Below are 16039 nucleotides of genomic sequence, written 5' to 3' on the forward strand. Positions count from 1 at the left end.
AGCCGGGCCAAAGCACCGTTGCGGCGGGTTTGGCAATGCTTTCCTTCACGGAAAACGACGCTCGACCGCCCCGTCGCAGGAATAGACCGTGTATTGGGCATAATATGCCTCCCGCCCCCTCGCCTGTGCCTCGCGGTGTTCGGGGTGGCGCGCCCATTCGCGCGCGGCCTCGACGCTTTCCCAGACCGAGATGGTCACCGTCTCGCCATCGGGGGCGGCAAAGCTTTTGTAATCGAGGAAGCCCGGCTGCGCCCGCGCCAGCTCGTCCATGCGCGCAGCGTCGGCGGCATAGGCGGCGGCGTCGTAATCAGCCCGTTTCCGGCTGCGGAACACGTTCATATACATGGACGCATGGGTAACAGTGGACTTTCCCGCCCACAATCGCCAAAGAGCGCGGCCATGAGCTGGAACACCTTTGGCCGCCTTTTCCGATTCACCACCTGGGGCGAAAGCCACGGGCCCGCGCTGGGCGCGGTTGTCGATGGCTGCCCTCCGGGGCTGGAAATCAGCGAGGAGATGATCCAGCCCTTCCTCGACGCGCGCCGTCCGGGGCAGAGCAAGTTCACCACCCAGCGCAATGAGGCCGATCTGGTCAAGATCCTCTCGGGCGTGTTTGACGGCAAGACGACCGGCACCCCGATCAGCCTGATGATCGAGAACACCGATCAGCGGTCGAAGGACTATTCCGAGGTCGCCAAATCCTATCGCCCCGGCCATGCCGATTATGCCTATGACGCCAAATATGGCTTCCGCGACTATCGCGGCGGCGGGCGGTCGAGCGCGCGCGAAACCGCCGCGCGCGTGGCGGCGGGCGGCGTGGCGCGTCTGGTGATCCCGGAGGTGCGGATCGTCGGCTATGTCAGCCAGATCGGCGACGACCGCATCGACATGGGTAATTTCGACGAGGCACAGATCCGCGCCAACCCCTTCTTCTGCCCCGATGCCGAGGCGGCGAAGCGCTGGGAAGCGATCGTCGATCAGGCCCGCCTTGATGGCTCCTCCATCGGCGCTGTTGTCGAATGCGTGGCCTATGGTGTGCCCGCCGGATGGGGCGCGCCGCTTTATGCCAAGCTCGATTCCGAACTGGCCGCCGCGATGATGAGCATCAATGCGGTCAAGGGCGTGGAAATCGGCGATGGCTTTGCCGCCGCCACGCTGCGCGGCGAACAGAACGCCGACGCCATGCGCCCCGGCCCCGATGGGCGGCCCGTGTTCGAGGCCAACCATGCGGGCGGCATAGCGGGCGGCATTTCCACGGGCCAGCCGGTTGTGGTGCGCGTGGCCTTCAAGCCGACCAGTTCGATCCTGATCCCGGTGCCCACCATTGACCGCGAGGGCGCGGCGGCCGAAATCCGCACCAAGGGCCGCCATGACCCCTGCGTTGGCATTCGCGGCGTGCCGGTGGTCGAGGCGATGATGGCGCTGGTGCTGGCCGATCAGAAGCTGATTGACCGTGGACAGGTTTTCGCTCCCCGCGCCTGATCCGGGTTGTCGATTGCATAAATCGATCAAGCCATGGCTATTGCCCCCGACTTATCGCTAATCCCAATGTGATTAATCGGGAATCCGCACTTCGCATTTGCATCATCAGTGCCTATCTCCGCTTCACGAGTTTCAACACCCCCAGACACAAACTGGGCAAACGACGGAGCATATCCCATGTCGCTTATCGGCTATTCGATCCAGCCCTTCACCGCCACCGCCTATAAGGCCGGCGCTTTTGTCGACGTTACCGACGCCGACATCAAGGGCAAGTGGTCGGTGTTCTTCTTCTATCCGGCCGACTTCACCTTCGTGTGCCCGACCGAACTGGAAGACCTCCAGAACGAATATGCCAACCTGAAGGCACTGGGCGTTGAAGTGTACGGCGTGTCGACCGACACCCACTTCAGCCACAAGGCATGGGCCGACACCTCGCCCGCCATCGGCAAGATCGAATACTTCCTGGTCGGCGACCAGAACCATGACCTGACCAAGCAGTTCAACAACCTGCGCGAAGGCGTGGGCCTGGCCGACCGCGGCACCTTCGTGACCGATCCCGAAGGCGTGGTGCAGCTGGTCGAAGTGACCCCCGAAGGCGTGGGCCGCAACGCTGCTGAACTGGTGCGCAAGATCAAGGCCGCCAAGTACTGGCAGGAACACCCCGGTCAGGTTTGCCCCGCCAAGTGGGAAGAAGGCGCCGAAACGCTGGCTCCCTCGATCGATCTGGTCGGCAAGATCTGATTGGTTCGAAGTTTGGAAATACCCGCAGGGGGACTCGTCCCCCTGCACCCCCATTACGTCTCCCGGCGAGAAGTAAGCGATTGGCGGCCATAGAGCGCCTGCATCGCCCCGCCGGAGGCTCTTATGGCTGCTGCGCAGCAGGGCCTTTTATACATAGCGTTGCCTGATAAGCTGCCCTTTCGTCGGAAGACGTAACGGGAGCGTGAGGGGCTATGCCGGTTTCTCTTGAGAAACCGGAAACTCAAACAATACCCTCGCATTTCTAAATCCGAAGGATCAACCGATGCTCGACGCCAACCTGTCCGCCCAACTCAAACAATATCTCGCCATGCTGCGTGAACCGATTGAGCTTGTCGCCAGCCTTGGCGACGATGCGAAATCGGCCCAGACCCGCGAATTGATCGAAGCCATCGCCGCGCTGTCCGACAAGGTTTCCGCGCGTTTCGATGGAACCAATGCGCGCACCCCGTCTTTCACCATCAGCCCCCAGGCCAATGCGCATGACCGCGTGCGCTTTGCCGGCCTGCCGATGGGGCACGAGTTTACTTCGCTGGTCCTGGCATTGCTCTGGGCCGGCGGCCACCCGCCCAAGGTGTCGCAAGAGGTGCTGGATCAGGTAACAAGCCTGACCAGCACCCACAATTTCGAGATGTATTTCTCGCTGACCTGCCACAATTGCCCCGATGTGGTTCAGGCGCTGACGCTGATCGCGCTGAAGAACCCGCGCTTCTCCGCCACCCTGATCGAGGGCGGCACCTATCAGGCCGAGGTCGATGAGCGCGGCGTGATGGCGGTGCCTGCCGTGTTCAAGGATGGCGCCATGTGGCTGTCGGGCAAGAAGACGCTGGAGGAAATCGTCGCCGATCTGGACGAGGGCGCCGAAGCCAAGGCCGCCGAAGCGGTCAACGCCAAGGAGCCGTTCGAAGTGCTGGTCGTCGGCGGCGGCCCCGCAGGTGCGGCCTCGGCCATCTATACGGCGCGCAAGGGCATCCGCACCGGTGTCGCGGCGCAGCGCTTCGGCGGACAGGTGCTGGACACGCTGGGCATCGAGAATTTCATCTCGGTTTCCCACACCGAAGGCCCGAAGCTGGCCGCCGCGCTCGAAGCCCATGTGAAGGACTATGATGTCGACATCATGAACCTTGCCACCGCGCAAAAGCTGATCCCTGCGACGCGCGAAGGCGGCTATCACCAGATCGAGCTGGCCAATGGCGGTGTGCTGCGGGCGCGCTCCATTGTGCTGTCCACCGGCGCGCGCTGGCGCAACATGAATGTGCCGGGCGAGAAGGAGTATGCCAACAAGGGCGTGGCCTACTGCCCGCACTGCGACGGCCCGCTGTTCAAGGGCAAGCGCGTGGCGGTGATCGGCGGCGGCAATTCGGGCGTCGAGGCCGCCATCGACCTGGCCGGAATCGTCTCCCATGTCACGCTGATCGAATTCGACAGCGCCATGCGCGCCGATGCCGTGCTGCAAGACAAGCTGCGCAGCCTGCCCAACGTCACGATCATCACCAGCGCGCTGACCAAGGAAGTGCTGGGCGATGGGGCGAAGGTGTCGGGTCTGGTCTATGAAGCCCGCGAAACGGGTGAAGTGCATCAGGTCAACCTCGAGGGCATCTTTGTCCAGATCGGCCTTGTGCCCAACACCGAATGGCTGAAAGGCGCCCTCGCCCTCTCGCCGCGCGGCGAAATCGAGATCGACGCCAAGGGCGCAACCAGCGTGCCGGGCATCTTCGCGGCGGGCGATTGCACCACCGTGCCCTATAAGCAGATCGTCATCGCCATGGGCGCGGGCGCAACGGCGGGGCTGTCGGCGTTTGATTACTTGATCCGCACGCCGGCGCCGGTGTTGGAAGGGGTTGCTTAAGGGGGTTTTATGCCTCCGGCGGGTTAAGGGACTTGGTCCCTTAACAATCCCGTTATTAGGGGCACTACGGGTTCGGCCTTGTGGGTCGGACGCGATGTTTGGAATTGAATGCCTGCGGCGCCAATGGCGCTACGTCGCCGCGCCGCAGGCTTTATGAAACGCCTCGCGGAATGGCGCTTATCTACCAACCAAACGCCACCCCATTATCTGGATTGTTAAGGGACCAAGTCCCTTAACCCGCCGGAGGCAACCCCTTCCTTATTTCCCCCGCTTCAAAATAATATACACCGCCCCCGCGCCTCCATGCCGGGGATGAGCAGCCCGCACCGCGGCAATGCGCGAAGCATGCGAGCCGTGCACCAACCAGTCGAGAAACTTGGCCCGGATCACCCCGCGATGCGATCCGCGATCCGCCGGGCCGGGCGCCGGGCGCGCGCGCCCCGTGATCAGCAGCACCACCCGCGCACCTTGTGCCAAAGCCAGCGCCAGCCCGTGATCGAGGCGCTGATAGGCTCCTTCCAGATTGGCCCCATGCAGGTCGAGCGTAAAATCAGGAGCCACCTGCCCCTTACCCAGCCTCTTGTCCCATCCGCCGTCCAGACCGTGGCGGTCGAGAGGGCGGGGGGGCGCCGGTGGCGGCGCGGGCGGCGGCAGGGGTGGCGGAACGCGGCCCTTGATGCGCTTGGGCGGCAAAGGGGGCGGCGCCTCGGCCATGATCGGCGGGGGCAAATTGGGTTCAACCTTGCGGCGCGGCTCCAGCGGCTCGATCGTATCGGCCACCCGGCGCCACAGATCCTCTTCTTCCGGTGTCAGCCTGCGCCCGCCACGCAGGGAGAACGGCGCCCTCATCGCGCGCCAAGCCGCGCCAGCGTCCCCTTGGGCAGCAGGATATAGGCCCGCCCACGCGCCAGCATACCGCCCGCGATGCGCCTTGCCTCATCGCCCGCGCCCCAGAAGCTGTCAAAACGGTTCGGCCCCTTGATCGCCCCGCCGGTATCCTGCGCCACCCACAGGCCGTTGACCTTGTTCGCATTGGCCAGCGCCGGATCGGCCGCGATCAGCACCGGCGCGCCAAGCGGCGCAAACAGCGGATCGGCTGCCACGCTGACATGGGGCCGCACCGGCACGCCCATCGCGCCGATTGGCCCGTCGCCGGTCAATTCGCGGAAAAACACCCAGCTCTTGTTCTGACGCATCAGCGACATGCCATCCTGCGGATGCTCGCGGATATATTGCATGATGCCCTGCATCGACCCGGCATATTGTCCCGGTCCGTTACCCAGCAGGCCCTGCTGGCGCATCACCGTGCCAATGCCGGTGTAATTCTGGCCATTGTCGGCGGCATAGCCGATGCGAATCACCCGCCCGTCCGGCCCGCGCAGCCGGCCAGATCCCTGGATTTGCAGGAAAAAGAACTCCACCGGATCGGCCGCCCAGGCAATTTCCAGACCCTTGCCGGCCAGCTTGCCATCCTCAATTTCGCCGCGCTCGAAATAGGGTTGGAACACCCCGTTTTCGTCATAGCGGCCAAAGGGCGTCTGGCCATTGGGCTTGATCGGCGCGTCACCAGGGCGGGCATGGACCAGATCGCGCGGCACGCCATAGACCGGCACGTCATAGCCGGGCTGGCGCGTGCGGCTGCCCGCGATTTCCGGCTCGTAATAGCCGGTGACATAGGTGGCACCATCGCCAACCTGCGCCAGTTCAAAGCGCGAGCGGAAAAAGCGCTGCGCATCGGCCGCATTCCATGCCGCCGCCGCGGCGCAGACATCCTGCCAATCGCTGCGCTGAGTCAGCCCGCTGGTATCGGGGCGCGCCAGGAGCTTGGGGCAGCTTTCGCGAAAAGAGGCCAGCGCGCCCTGTGCCATGGTGTCGCTGAGGGCGAAAGTGGCCAGATCCGGCCCGCGATGGACGCCCACATTGATTGCGGTCACCACCGGCTTTGGCGGGGCAACCGGGGTGGAAGGCGTAGGGCGCGCAGGCGGCGCAACGGGCGGACGGGGACCGGGAATGATGCGGGCGCAAGCCTCAAGCAACAGAAAACCCGCCAGCGCCGCGCCGATTCGCGACTGCCTCACATTCATAATCGTCCCCACCAGATTCGCCTTTTGGCGCGTTTATGCCCGGCCCTATGGCGCAGACAAACGGGGCGCACGCCTTGGCGCCGCCCCGCTTCGACAAGGTCTTAGCCCTCGTCGGTTTCTTCGAGAAGCCAATCGGGATCGGCCGAGTGGATATCGCGGCGGAATGTCCAGACGTCGCGCACCTCGACCGCATCGTTGAGCGAACCGGCAATCACCTTGCCCTCGCGGTCGCGGGTGACGGCGGCGACATCGGCAACAAAGCGCACCGAGACGCGAGCAAAGGGAGCCGCATAGCTGGCGCCCACGATCTGGGTTTCCTCGATGCGAACAAGGCTGTTGTTGAAAGTTTCGCCGGCGGCCTCACGCGTGTCGATGGCATCAATGAAGCTGCGCGCCACTTCCGCATCGCACAGCAGGCTCAATTGCGCACGATCACCGCGCCAGAAAGCATCAAGCACCATGCGATAGGCAGAACGCGCACCCTCGACAAAGGTGACCGGGTCAAACCGGCGGTCCACCGAGATGATCTCGCGCAAGCCCCGCTCAACACCGGGCAGCACAGCCCCCAGTTCACGCGGACGAACCGAACCGGCCACAGCCCGTTCGGGCAGCGGCAGGGCGGCGGGCGCAGCGGAAGCCTGAGCATCCAGACGGCTCTGTACCGGCTCCTCGCCATGTTCGGCGCGGCGCCCCAGCACCGAATAGAGACGCATGCCCAGAAAGGCTGCGATCATGGCCAGAATGACGATCGAGACGGTCACTTGCGTTTGCTTTCATCCCTATGGGCGAGTCTTGCAAAATGCAGACTTCACCCTTCATAGTGCCTTACATAGTGACGATTGACAAATGAACAACGCATGGATGGGGATATAATCCCAAAAAATCCCGCACTGCGTCACAAACGCCGCAACCGCCCTCCATGCCGCCCAGATCCTTGTGCGGTGCCGACCGTGATGCTAGGCGCCATAGGCAAACCATGACCACCACATGCGCCCGATGATCGGGCCACACAGGGAAAGAATCAAACATGGCCGATGATGGCACCGTCACTTCCTCGCTGCGTCTGGATGGCGAGGACACCCTGCCCAGCGCTGGCGTGATTTCGCAATATGTGAAGGACTTGTCGGTCGAGAATCCCAATGCGCCCGAAAGCTTTTCGTGGCAGGATTCGCCCCAGTTGGACATCCAGTTCAACATTCAGGCCCGCGCCATCGAGGGCGACGTGCATGAGGTCGAGCTGAAGGTTCAGATCAACGCGCGCTGCGAAGCGGGCGTGGCCTACATCATCGATCTGACCTATGCGGGTCTGATCGGCATGCGCAATCTGGAAGAAGCCCAGATGCACGCCTTCATGTTTGCCGAAGCGCCGCGCATCCTCTTCCCGTTTGCCCGCCGCGTGATTGCCGACGCCACGCGCGATGCAGGCTTTACCCCGGTCATGCTGGAACCCATTGATTTCAATGGCCTCTATATCCAGCAGCTCGCCGCGCAGGCCGAAGCCCAGCAGGGCCCCTCGGCCAGCGACGAGCCCGCCGGCCACGCATGATGTTCCGCCCGGCCTCCCATGCGGGGCCGGGCATTTCCGATAAAGCCAAAACAAGACCGCCATACCCATGAACCTTCTGAAAGCCACGGGGACGATCGGCGGCCTCACCTTGCTGAGTCGCGTGCTGGGATTGGTGCGCGATTCGCTGTTTGCGCGGATGGTGGGCGCAGGCTTTGCCTCGGACGCCTTTCTGGTGGCGTTTCGCCTGCCCAACATGTTCCGCGCCCTGTTTGCCGAGGGCGCCTTTGCCAGCGCCTTTGTGCCGATGTTCAATCAGAAAGTGGCCGATGCACAGGGGCGCGGATTGCCCGATGGCATCGCCTTTGCCGAGGCGGCGCTCTCGGTGCTGTTGCCGGTGCTGATCGTGATGACGATCCTGCTGGAGGTCTTTGCTTGGCCCGTGACATGGGCGCTGTCGGGCCGGTTCCACGGGGTTTCGGCGGATCAGTTCGCCTTTGCTGTCAAGCTGTCGCGGCTGACGATCCCCTATCTGATGCTGATCTCGCTGGTGTCCTTGCTGGGCGGCATCCTCAATTCGCTCAATCAATTCTGGGTCAATGCGGCCGCGCCGATCCTGCTCAACCTGACGCTGATCGGCGCGCTGTTGTTTTTCCATTCGCCCGATCCGATGGAGACCGCGCGCAATCAGGCGCTGGCGGTCACGGTGTCGGGCGCGCTGCAACTGGCGTGGCTGGCCCATGCCGCGTGGAGGAACGGCGTCTCGCTGCGCCCGCACTGGCCGCGTTTCACGCCCGAGGTTAAGCGCCTCCTCGCGCTGATCTGGCCGGCGGCGGCGGGCGCAGGCGCGGTGCAGATCAACCTTGTCATCTCAACCGCGCTGGCCGCCAGCCTGCTCGATCATGGCAGCGTGACCTATATTTACATGGCCGACCGGCTGAACCAATTGCCGCTGGGCCTGATCGGCATTGCCCTTGGCACCGTCCTGCTGCCCACGATCAGCCGCCTACTGGGCGCGGGCGATGAGGCGGGGGCGATGGAAACGCAGAACCGGGGGCTGGAGATCGCCCTGCTGCTGACCCTGCCCGCCACGGTCGGTCTGGTGTTTTGCGGCGAGCCGATTGCCGCCGCGCTGTTCGGCTATGGCCGCTATACCGCGCTCGACACCGCCCATACGGCGCAGGCTTTGGCCGCTTTCTCGGTCGGCCTGCCCAGCTATATTCTGGTGAAGGTGCTGACGCCGGGCTATTACGCCCGCCACGACACCAAGACCCCGGTGCGTTTCGCCACGATCAGCATGGGGGTCAACCTTGCGCTCAATCTGATCCTGATCCTGCCGCTGCGCCATATGGGGCCGCCGCTGGCCACCGCGATTGCCTCCACGGTCAACGTCTGGCTGCTCTATGCCACGTTGGTCAAGCGCGGGCATTTCACGCTCGATGCGCAGTTGCGCCACCGGGCGTGGCGGCTGGGCGTGGCGGCGCTGACCATGGGGGCGGTGCTGTGGATCTGCCAGCCCTGGCTGATGCCCTATACGCATGGCTCGTGGTTTGTGCGTCTGACGGCGATGGGGACGCTGGTGGGGGGCGGCGTTTTTGTCTATGGCCTCGCCAGTTTTGCGCTTGGCGCCTTTGGCGTTGAGGATCTTAAACTTTTGCGGCGTCGCCGCGTTTCAGCAGAGAAGTGAAACACATGCGTATCGTTTCCGGCATTCAGCCCACCGGCAATCTTCACCTTGGCAATTACCTTGGTGCGATCCGCAACTGGGTGGCGATGCAGGACGAGTGGGCTCCACAATCTTCGGAAATCAAACGCTTACAGCAATTGGCTGGGATTAAATCGAAGCAAGAAAGCGCAAATGAAAGTCGTGCGGAATGCTTCTACTTCCTTGCCGACCTGCACGCGATTTCGATGCCGCATGATCCCAAGGCTCTGGGCGAGAACACGCGTGAGATGACCGCCGCGCTGGTCGCCTGCGGGATCGATCCGGACAAGTCCACCCTGTTCAACCAGACGCAGGTGCCTGCCCATGCCGAGCTGCAATGGCTGCTCAACGGTACGGCGCGGGTGGGTTGGCTGAACCGCATGACCCAGTGGAAGGACAAGGCGGGCAAGAATCGCGATGGCCAGTCGGTCGCGCTTTTCACCTATCCCGTGCTTCAGGCCGCCGACGTGCTGATCTATCAGGCCACCCATGTCCCCGTGGGCGAGGATCAGAAGCAGCATCTCGAACTGGCGCGCGACATTGCGCAAAAGTTCAACAATGATTTTGCGACCGAGGATGCGCCCGTCTTCACCCTGCCCGAACCGATCATCCCGCCCGCCGCCGCGCGCATCATGTCGCTGCGCGATGGCACAGCCAAGATGAGCAAGTCGGACCCCAGCGACATGAGCCGCATCAACCTGACCGACGATGCCGATGCGATCATGGGCAAGATCAAGAAGGCCAAGAGCGACGCCGACGCCTTGCCCTCCGAAGCCGAAGGGCTGGAAGGCCGCCCCGAGGCGCGCAATCTCGTGGGCATCTATGCGGCCATGTCGGGCCAAAGCGTGGCGCAGATCCTTGGTGATTTCGGCGGCAAGGGTTTCGGTGCGTTCAAGCCCGCGCTGGGCGAATTGCTGGTCGAGCAACTGGCGCCCATCAACGCGCGCTTCAACGAACTGCGTCAGGACCGCGAGGCACTCAACGCCATCCTGCGCAAGGGTGCGGAAAAGGCCCGCGCCGCTTCGGCCCCCACGCTGGCGGCAACCTACGACGCGCTGGGTCTGGTGCGTTAGGAAAGTGAGGGCGCAAAGGGCGTTAAACCCTTTTGCGCCCGCCTCTTTTTGCCGCATCATTCAACCATCATTCAGCCTTGCCAGCCTAGCATCTGAGCACCATACCACTGCTGCGCCCTAACCGGGGAGGGATAGTCGGCCAGAGCGGCATGCAGAGGAGAAAAACGAATGAGTGGCGCTAATTCTCAATGGATCTCGCGCGGCATAAAGGGAGCCATGGCTGGCCTCCTGATGCTGGGCCTTTCCGCCTGTGCCGACACGCTCGACACGCGTGTCACCCGGTTTCAATCGCAATTGCCCGCGCCCCAGGGCCAGACCTTTGCGGTGGTGGCCGATGATCCGTCGCTGGCGGGCGGAATCGAATTTGGCCAGTATGCCAAGCTGGTCGCCGGCGAACTGACCAAGAAGGGCTACACCGAGGCCGTCAACCCCGATGCGGCCAACCTGATCGTGCGCTTTTCCTATGGCGTGGACAAGGGCCGCGTCCATGTCCGCTCGACCGGGATGCGCGATCCGTTCTGGGGTCCGTGGTACGGGCCGGGCTTTGGCCGCCGCGGCTTTTACGGCGGCTGGGGCGGCGGCTTTTATGGCCGCGGCATGGGCGGCTGGGGCTATGGCTGGTATGATCCCTGGTTCGATCAGGGCGTCGAAAGCTATACCGTTTACACCAGCGGCATCAGCCTCAAGATCGACGACAAGAGCGCCAACAAGCGCGTGTTCGAAGGCAAGGCCGAGGCGGCCTCCTCCTCGAACAAGCTGACCTGGCTGGTGCCCAATCTGGTCGAAGCCTTCTTCACCGGCTTCCCCGGCAATTCGGGCGAAACCCTGCGCATCACGGTGGCCCCTGAAAAGACCACGGTGAAGGGTCCGGCGAAGTAAAGGCCGGGACTTTCAGAAAAACCCGCCGCCTTCACCAGCGGCGGGTTTTTTCGTGGCCTTAATTCCCCAGCGCGACCACGCCGCCCGTCGATCCAAACCCGCCCTCGCCGCGCGCGGTTTCGTCCAGTTCTTCCACCTCGATCCAGCCGCCCTGCACCACCGGGGCCAGCACGAGCTGGGCAATGCGGTCCCCACGCGTGATGGCGAAATCCTGCGTGCCGTGGTTGATCAGGATGACCTTCAATTCGCCGCGATAGTCCGAATCGATCGTACCGGGCGTGTTAGGCACGGTGATGCCATGCTTGAGCGCCAGACCGCTGCGCGGGCGGACCTGAATTTCAAAGCCATGCGGGATCGCCATGGCAAGCCCCGTCGCCACCGCATGGCGCGCGCCCGGAGCGATCACCACATCCTCAGCGGACACCACATCCATGCCCGCCGCCCCGCTGGTGGCATAGGCGGGCAGAGGCAGGTCTTCTCCGTGGGGCAGACGCTTGAGACGGACGGGAACGGGTTCAGACAAAGACACGGGCAATCCTTTCAACCAGAGCGGCAGCCACCGCTTCTTTCGGCAGATCGGGCAGGCTGTCCACCCCATCGGCGCTGACAATATGAACGCTGTTGCGCAGGCCGCCCATGACGTCTCCGGAAACGTCATTGCCGACAATCCAGTCCGCACCCTTGCGGGCCAGCTTGGCCTTGGCATGGGCGATGACATCCTGCGTTTCGGCGGCAAAGCCCACGACAAGGCGCGGGCGGCGGGGCGAGGCGCACAGGCCCGCCAGAATATCCGGGTTCTCGACCAGGGCGAGCGGCGGCACCTGCCCGCTCCCATCCTTCTTGATCTTGTGCGCGCCCGTATCGGCCACGCGCCAGTCGGCCACGGCGGCCACCATCACGGCAATATCGGCGGGCAGAGCAGCCTCGACCGCCGCCGCCATATCGCGCGCGGTTTCGACATTGACGCGGGCCACACCATAGGGCGTGGGCAAATCGACCGGACCCGCAATCAGCGTGACCGATGCCCCCGCCTGCGCCGCAGCCTGCGCAATGGCAAAACCCTGACGCCCGCTCGACCGGTTGGCGATATAGCGCACCGGGTCGATGGGCTCATGCGTAGGCCCGGCGGTGATCAGCACATGGCGCCCCGCCAGCGGCCGCTCCCGCGCCAGCGCCGCGCCGATCGCCCCCATCACCGCCTCCGGTTCAGGCAGGCGCCCCGGCCCATATTCGCCGCAGGCCATCACGCCCTCATCCGGCTCGATCACATGCACGCCCCGCGCGCGCAAAGTGGCGACATTGGCCACCGTCGCGCCATGCTGCCACATACGCACATTCATCGCAGGGACCGCCAGCACCGGCTTGTCCGTCGCCAGCAGCAGCGTCGTGGCCAGATCATCGGCAATGCCGCAGGCCATCTTGGCCATCAAATCCGCCGTCGCCGGACAGACCACCACCAGCTCGGCCTGACGGCTCAGTTGAATATGGCCCATCTCAACCTCGTTCTTCAGGTCGAACAGGCTGGTATGCACCGGGTTTTCCGAAAGCGCCGCCAGCGTCATCGGCGTTACAAACTGCGCCCCACCCTTGGTCAGGACGCAGGTGACATCGCCCCCCGCCTTGCGGATAAGGCGGATCAGTTCGCAGGACTTATAGGCCGCGATGCCGCCGCCGATGATGAGAAGGATGCGTTTGCCAAGCATAGGCGGGGTTTAGAGGAAGAAAAGGGATAATGCGAGGGTCTAGACCCTCGCGCTCCCGTTACTGTGTACGTTGTGCATCGGGTTCGGCCTCGCGCGTCGAACGCGACGCTGAAATGATAAAGCCTCCGGCGCGGACAGGACGAACCTCACCGCGCCGCAGGCTTGCAAACATGGCCCCAAACACACTCGAAGAACTTTGGCACCGCCCCATTAACCGGATTGCAAAGGGCCCCCGCCCTTTGCCCGCCGGAGGCAAAAACCTAACCCCGAAAAGCCCCCCGCACCAAAGCCCCCAGCCCCATCGGCACAAACGCCAGCCCCAAGGCCATGACCGGCGTAATCACCGCACCCCAGTAGAAATTGTCATTCCGCCCGGCGATGGCGAACAGCAGCGCATAGCCGGAAAACAACAGCAACCCGGTCAGCCCCGCGCTGGAGCGCCACGAAGCCCAGCCAAAGATCATCAGGATCGTCAGCGGCCCGGCGATCTGATGGGGCAGAAAGCGCAGGTTGGAGGAAAGCACCGTGTTCGACAAAAAGCCCCCCAGCCCGCGCATCGCCAGCCAGCTTGGCCCAAGGCGGTCGGTCGGCAGGGTTTGCAACGCAATCAGGTGGAGATGCCAGGCATAACCCACCGCAAACAACGCCACCAGCGCGCCCCATGCCGCCGCCTCGCGCCATGCCCCGCGCCAGCCCGCCATCGCCCCCATCAGCAGCACATAGGGCAGCACGTGCTCACGGATCGACAGTGCCAGCGCGGCGGCCAGCACCGCCCCCAAGAAACGCCCGGAGTCTTTGCGGTCGGATGTCTGATGCGAAAAACCGGTTCCCACTTTTTCGCGCCATCCTCCATCGGGCCGATGCAGCCCCAGCGAGAGCGCCACCAGCATCCCGGCCCACAATTCATGCAGCACGAAATAATAGCGGTTCAGCCCCAGCGAGGCGCCGAAGAACACCAGCGCCGTGCCGATCCGCCGCAGCGAGGGATCCACCCCCAGATCGCCCAGCCGCCCCCACCATGCCGCAATCACGCCGACCATTAGCGCCAGCGCCACCGCCATGGCGATGGGCGCGGGCCGGTCGCCATCCACCCCCATCGCCGCGTCCAGATAGGCCAGCGTCGGCAGGCGCACCGCAGCGCCGGGCCGCACCGGATAATCGGCGCGGCGATGCTCGCTCACGATGAAGTCGTAATAGTTCTCGCCATGGAGGATGCGCGAAATGGCGCGATCATAGAGCTTAAGATCCTCGTCGCGCGGGCGCGCGGCGGCCTTATTATGCGCGATGGCGAGACTGGGCGCCCTGGCCTCCTCGCCCCGTCCGACGGTCAGCGGCACCCATGCCGAGGCAGCAAGCAACACCGCCAGCACCGCCAGCGCAAAGCGTGCGGGCCAGCGCCCCCATGCGGAAAAGCGGTCATAGGGCGCAGGCCCCCGCCCGCTCACCCCATCCAGCCGATATGCCACGCCGCCCATACACTCACACCCCCCAAGAGGAAGGCTGCGATATATCCAGACCAGCGGTTAGCATCCGGTTTACCCTGACGCTCCCAGATCAGCGGGATATCGGGCAAGGGTGGCTGTTCGGGCGCGGCGCCTTTGAGCGGAAAGCGCTCCTCGATCCGCTCGATCAGGTCGGGCATACGCATCAGGCGGCGCAGGCCGCGATGGACCCCGCGCGCAATCGCCGCCTCGGGGCCCAGCTCATCGCGCATCCATTCGGACACGAAAGGCCCCGACACATCCCACATATTGATGTCGGGATAGAGCTGCGTGGCCAGCCCCTCGACCATCACCATCGTCTTTTGCAGCAGCAGCAGATGCGGCTGGGTGGCCATGTCGAAATCGCGGGTGATGGCAAAGAGCCCGTCGAGCATCTGCCCGACCGAAAGATCCTTGACCGGACGCCCCCGCATCGGTTCGCCAACGGCCCGCAGCGCGGTCGTGAATTCATCGACCGAGTGATAGGAGGGCACATATTGCGCCTCGAAATGGATCTCGGCCACGCGGCGGTAATTGCCCGTGGTCAGCCCATGCAGGATCTCGCCCAGCCAGATGCGTGCCTGACGGTTGATGCGGCCCATGATGCCGAAATCGATGGCGACGATGGTGCCGTCCGGCTCGATGAAAAGGTTGCCCTGATGCATGTCGGCATGGAAATAGCCCAAGTGCACCGCCTGCGTCAGGAAGGCGATGACCAGACGCTTGGCCAGGGATTCCAGATCGACGCCCGCCGCGCGCAGGGCCGCGGTGTCGCTGATCTTGATGCCGTCGATCCATTCCAGCGTCATCACCCGGCCGCATGTGCGGTCCCAATCGATGGCGGGAATGCGATAGCCGTGGGTGCCCTTCATCATGTCGGCCAGTTCGGAGGCCGAGGCAGCCTCTCGGCGCAGGTCGAGTTCGCGCAGCGACCACCGCTTGAAATTGGCAATGATAAGGCGCGGACGCAGGCGCGTGGCCTCGCCGCCAAGGGCCTCCAGATGAGCCGCGGCCCATTCATAGGTCTGGATGTCCTGGGCAAATTTTTCGCGGATGCCGGGGCGCAGCACCTTGACCGCCACGCGGCGCCCGTCGAGCGTGACCGCCCGGTGAACCTGCGCGATGGAGGCCGCGCCCACCGGCTGCTCCTCAAATTCGGCGTAGAGTTCGCTCAAAGGACGGCCAAAGGCGCTCTCCACCTCCGCCTTGATCGCAGCGAAGGGTACGGGCGGCAGGCTGTCCTGCAGTTCAAGCAGGTTATTGGCCGCCTCCTCGCCCACCAGATCGGGGCGCGTGGCCAAAGTCTGGCCCAGCTTGATCGCGGCGGGGCCTATCGCGCGGAACGCCCCGGCATAATCGGGCACCGCCGGAACGCGAGCGCCAAAGCGCGCAATGCGGCACAGGCGCGCCACCGGGGCGGGCGTATGGGGATCCTGCTCGATCCCCCGCAATGCTCCATGCGACGCCAGAATGCGGCCCCAGCTCAGCAGGCGCCAGATATGCTTGCGGGGTGACAAGGT

15 protein-coding genes are annotated in these 16039 nt (G+C 64.2%); 7 read left to right on the forward strand and 8 right to left on the reverse strand.

All coding sequences use genetic code 11. The features are described 5' to 3' along the window. Positions 1-45: 45 nt before the first annotated feature. Positions 46-339 (reverse strand): antibiotic biosynthesis monooxygenase family protein, encoded by a 294-nt coding sequence (locus tag PQ467_RS15370; protein ID WP_337995097.1) that lies wholly within the window; start codon positions 337-339, stop codon positions 46-48. Positions 340-399: 60 nt separating this feature from the next. On the opposite strand from PQ467_RS15370, the gene aroC reads away from it, so the two are divergent. The 3 genes from aroC to ahpF all read left to right on the forward strand — a co-directional run bounded on the left by aroC (position 400) and on the right by ahpF (position 4090). Then, positions 400-1482 (forward strand): chorismate synthase, encoded by a 1083-nt coding sequence (aroC, locus tag PQ467_RS15375; protein ID WP_274174245.1) that lies wholly within the window; start codon positions 400-402, stop codon positions 1480-1482. Positions 1483-1659: 177 nt separating this feature from the next. Further along, positions 1660-2223, forward strand: coding sequence for an alkyl hydroperoxide reductase subunit C (gene ahpC, locus PQ467_RS15380; protein ID WP_274174246.1), 564 nt, complete (start codon positions 1660-1662; stop codon positions 2221-2223). A 283-nt stretch (positions 2224-2506) separates the two neighbouring features. Then, complete coding sequence (ahpF, locus tag PQ467_RS15385) at positions 2507-4090, forward strand: alkyl hydroperoxide reductase subunit F (protein ID WP_274174247.1); 1584 nt, start codon at positions 2507-2509, stop codon at positions 4088-4090. A 258-nt stretch (positions 4091-4348) separates the two neighbouring features. Here ahpF and PQ467_RS15390 read toward each other — a convergent pair whose 3' ends face one another. The 3 genes from PQ467_RS15390 to PQ467_RS15400 form a co-directional block, all read right to left on the reverse strand. Next, a complete protein-coding gene (locus tag PQ467_RS15390; RefSeq protein WP_274174248.1) occupies positions 4349-4939 on the reverse strand; it encodes a Smr/MutS family protein in 591 nt (196 codons plus the stop codon). Continuing rightward, positions 4936-6174: a murein transglycosylase A gene (gene mltA / locus PQ467_RS15395; RefSeq protein ID WP_274174249.1), complete on the reverse strand. Its 1239-nt coding sequence runs from the start codon at positions 6172-6174 to the stop codon at positions 4936-4938. The genes PQ467_RS15390 and mltA overlap by 4 nt, the downstream gene beginning before the upstream one ends. 101 nt (positions 6175-6275) lie before the next feature. After that, positions 6276-6935 (reverse strand): Tim44/TimA family putative adaptor protein, encoded by a 660-nt coding sequence (locus PQ467_RS15400; protein WP_274174250.1) that lies wholly within the window; start codon positions 6933-6935, stop codon positions 6276-6278. Between the two features lie 266 nt (positions 6936-7201). On the opposite strand from PQ467_RS15400, the gene secB reads away from it, so the two are divergent. The 4 genes from secB (at position 7202) to PQ467_RS15420 (ending at position 11335) form a co-directional block, all read left to right on the forward strand. Beyond that, a complete protein-coding gene (secB, locus tag PQ467_RS15405; RefSeq protein WP_274174251.1) occupies positions 7202-7720 on the forward strand; it encodes a protein-export chaperone SecB in 519 nt (172 codons plus the stop codon). Between the two features lie 67 nt (positions 7721-7787). Beyond that, entirely contained in the window at positions 7788-9365 is a 1578-nt protein-coding gene (gene murJ / locus PQ467_RS15410) for a murein biosynthesis integral membrane protein MurJ (RefSeq protein ID WP_274174252.1), read from the forward strand. A 5-nt stretch (positions 9366-9370) separates the two neighbouring features. Next, the gene (gene trpS, locus PQ467_RS15415) at positions 9371-10456 is read left to right on the forward strand and encodes a tryptophan--tRNA ligase (protein ID WP_274174253.1); all 1086 of its coding nucleotides are present in this window, start codon (positions 9371-9373) and stop codon (positions 10454-10456) included. Between the two features lie 216 nt (positions 10457-10672). Further along, the gene (locus PQ467_RS15420; protein ID WP_274174254.1) at positions 10673-11335 is read left to right on the forward strand and encodes a DUF4136 domain-containing protein; all 663 of its coding nucleotides are present in this window, start codon (positions 10673-10675) and stop codon (positions 11333-11335) included. Between the two features lie 58 nt (positions 11336-11393). Here PQ467_RS15420 and dut read toward each other — a convergent pair whose 3' ends face one another. From dut to ubiB, 4 genes are all read right to left on the reverse strand, one after another. Continuing rightward, positions 11394-11858, reverse strand: coding sequence for a dUTP diphosphatase (dut, locus tag PQ467_RS15425; protein WP_274176180.1), 465 nt, complete (start codon positions 11856-11858; stop codon positions 11394-11396). Further along, positions 11851-13038: a bifunctional phosphopantothenoylcysteine decarboxylase/phosphopantothenate--cysteine ligase CoaBC gene (gene coaBC, locus PQ467_RS15430; protein ID WP_274174255.1), complete on the reverse strand. Its 1188-nt coding sequence runs from the start codon at positions 13036-13038 to the stop codon at positions 11851-11853. The genes dut and coaBC overlap by 8 nt, the downstream gene beginning before the upstream one ends. Before the next feature lie 260 nt (positions 13039-13298). Then, a complete protein-coding gene (locus PQ467_RS15435) occupies positions 13299-14513 on the reverse strand; it encodes a hypothetical protein (protein ID WP_274174256.1) in 1215 nt (404 codons plus the stop codon). Beyond that, a complete protein-coding gene (gene ubiB / locus PQ467_RS15440) occupies positions 14480-16036 on the reverse strand; it encodes a 2-polyprenylphenol 6-hydroxylase (protein WP_274174257.1) in 1557 nt (518 codons plus the stop codon). Before ubiB ends, PQ467_RS15435 begins: the two co-directional genes overlap by 34 nt. Positions 16037-16039: the final 3 nt, after the last annotated feature.

The organism is Novosphingobium sp. KACC 22771 (assembly GCF_028736195.1).
Lineage (GTDB): Bacteria > Pseudomonadota > Alphaproteobacteria > Sphingomonadales > Sphingomonadaceae > Novosphingobium.

Coding starts and splice junctions, on each gene's coding strand:
- PQ467_RS15370 (WP_337995097.1), bottom strand. CDS start 339: ATGAACGTGTTCCGCAGCCGGAAACGGGCTGATTACGACGCCGCCGCC.
- aroC (WP_274174245.1), top strand. CDS start 400: ATGAGCTGGAACACCTTTGGCCGCCTTTTCCGATTCACCACCTGGGGC.
- ahpC (WP_274174246.1), top strand. CDS start 1,660: ATGTCGCTTATCGGCTATTCGATCCAGCCCTTCACCGCCACCGCCTAT.
- ahpF (WP_274174247.1), top strand. CDS start 2,507: ATGCTCGACGCCAACCTGTCCGCCCAACTCAAACAATATCTCGCCATG.
- PQ467_RS15390 (WP_274174248.1), bottom strand. CDS start 4,939: ATGAGGGCGCCGTTCTCCCTGCGTGGCGGGCGCAGGCTGACACCGGAA.
- mltA (WP_274174249.1), bottom strand. CDS start 6,174: ATGAATGTGAGGCAGTCGCGAATCGGCGCGGCGCTGGCGGGTTTTCTG.
- secB (WP_274174251.1), top strand. CDS start 7,202: ATGGCCGATGATGGCACCGTCACTTCCTCGCTGCGTCTGGATGGCGAG.
- murJ (WP_274174252.1), top strand. CDS start 7,788: ATGAACCTTCTGAAAGCCACGGGGACGATCGGCGGCCTCACCTTGCTG.
- trpS (WP_274174253.1), top strand. CDS start 9,371: ATGCGTATCGTTTCCGGCATTCAGCCCACCGGCAATCTTCACCTTGGC.
- PQ467_RS15420 (WP_274174254.1), top strand. CDS start 10,673: ATGGCTGGCCTCCTGATGCTGGGCCTTTCCGCCTGTGCCGACACGCTC.
- coaBC (WP_274174255.1), bottom strand. CDS start 13,038: ATGCTTGGCAAACGCATCCTTCTCATCATCGGCGGCGGCATCGCGGCC.
- PQ467_RS15435 (WP_274174256.1), bottom strand. CDS start 14,513: ATGGGCGGCGTGGCATATCGGCTGGATGGGGTGAGCGGGCGGGGGCCT.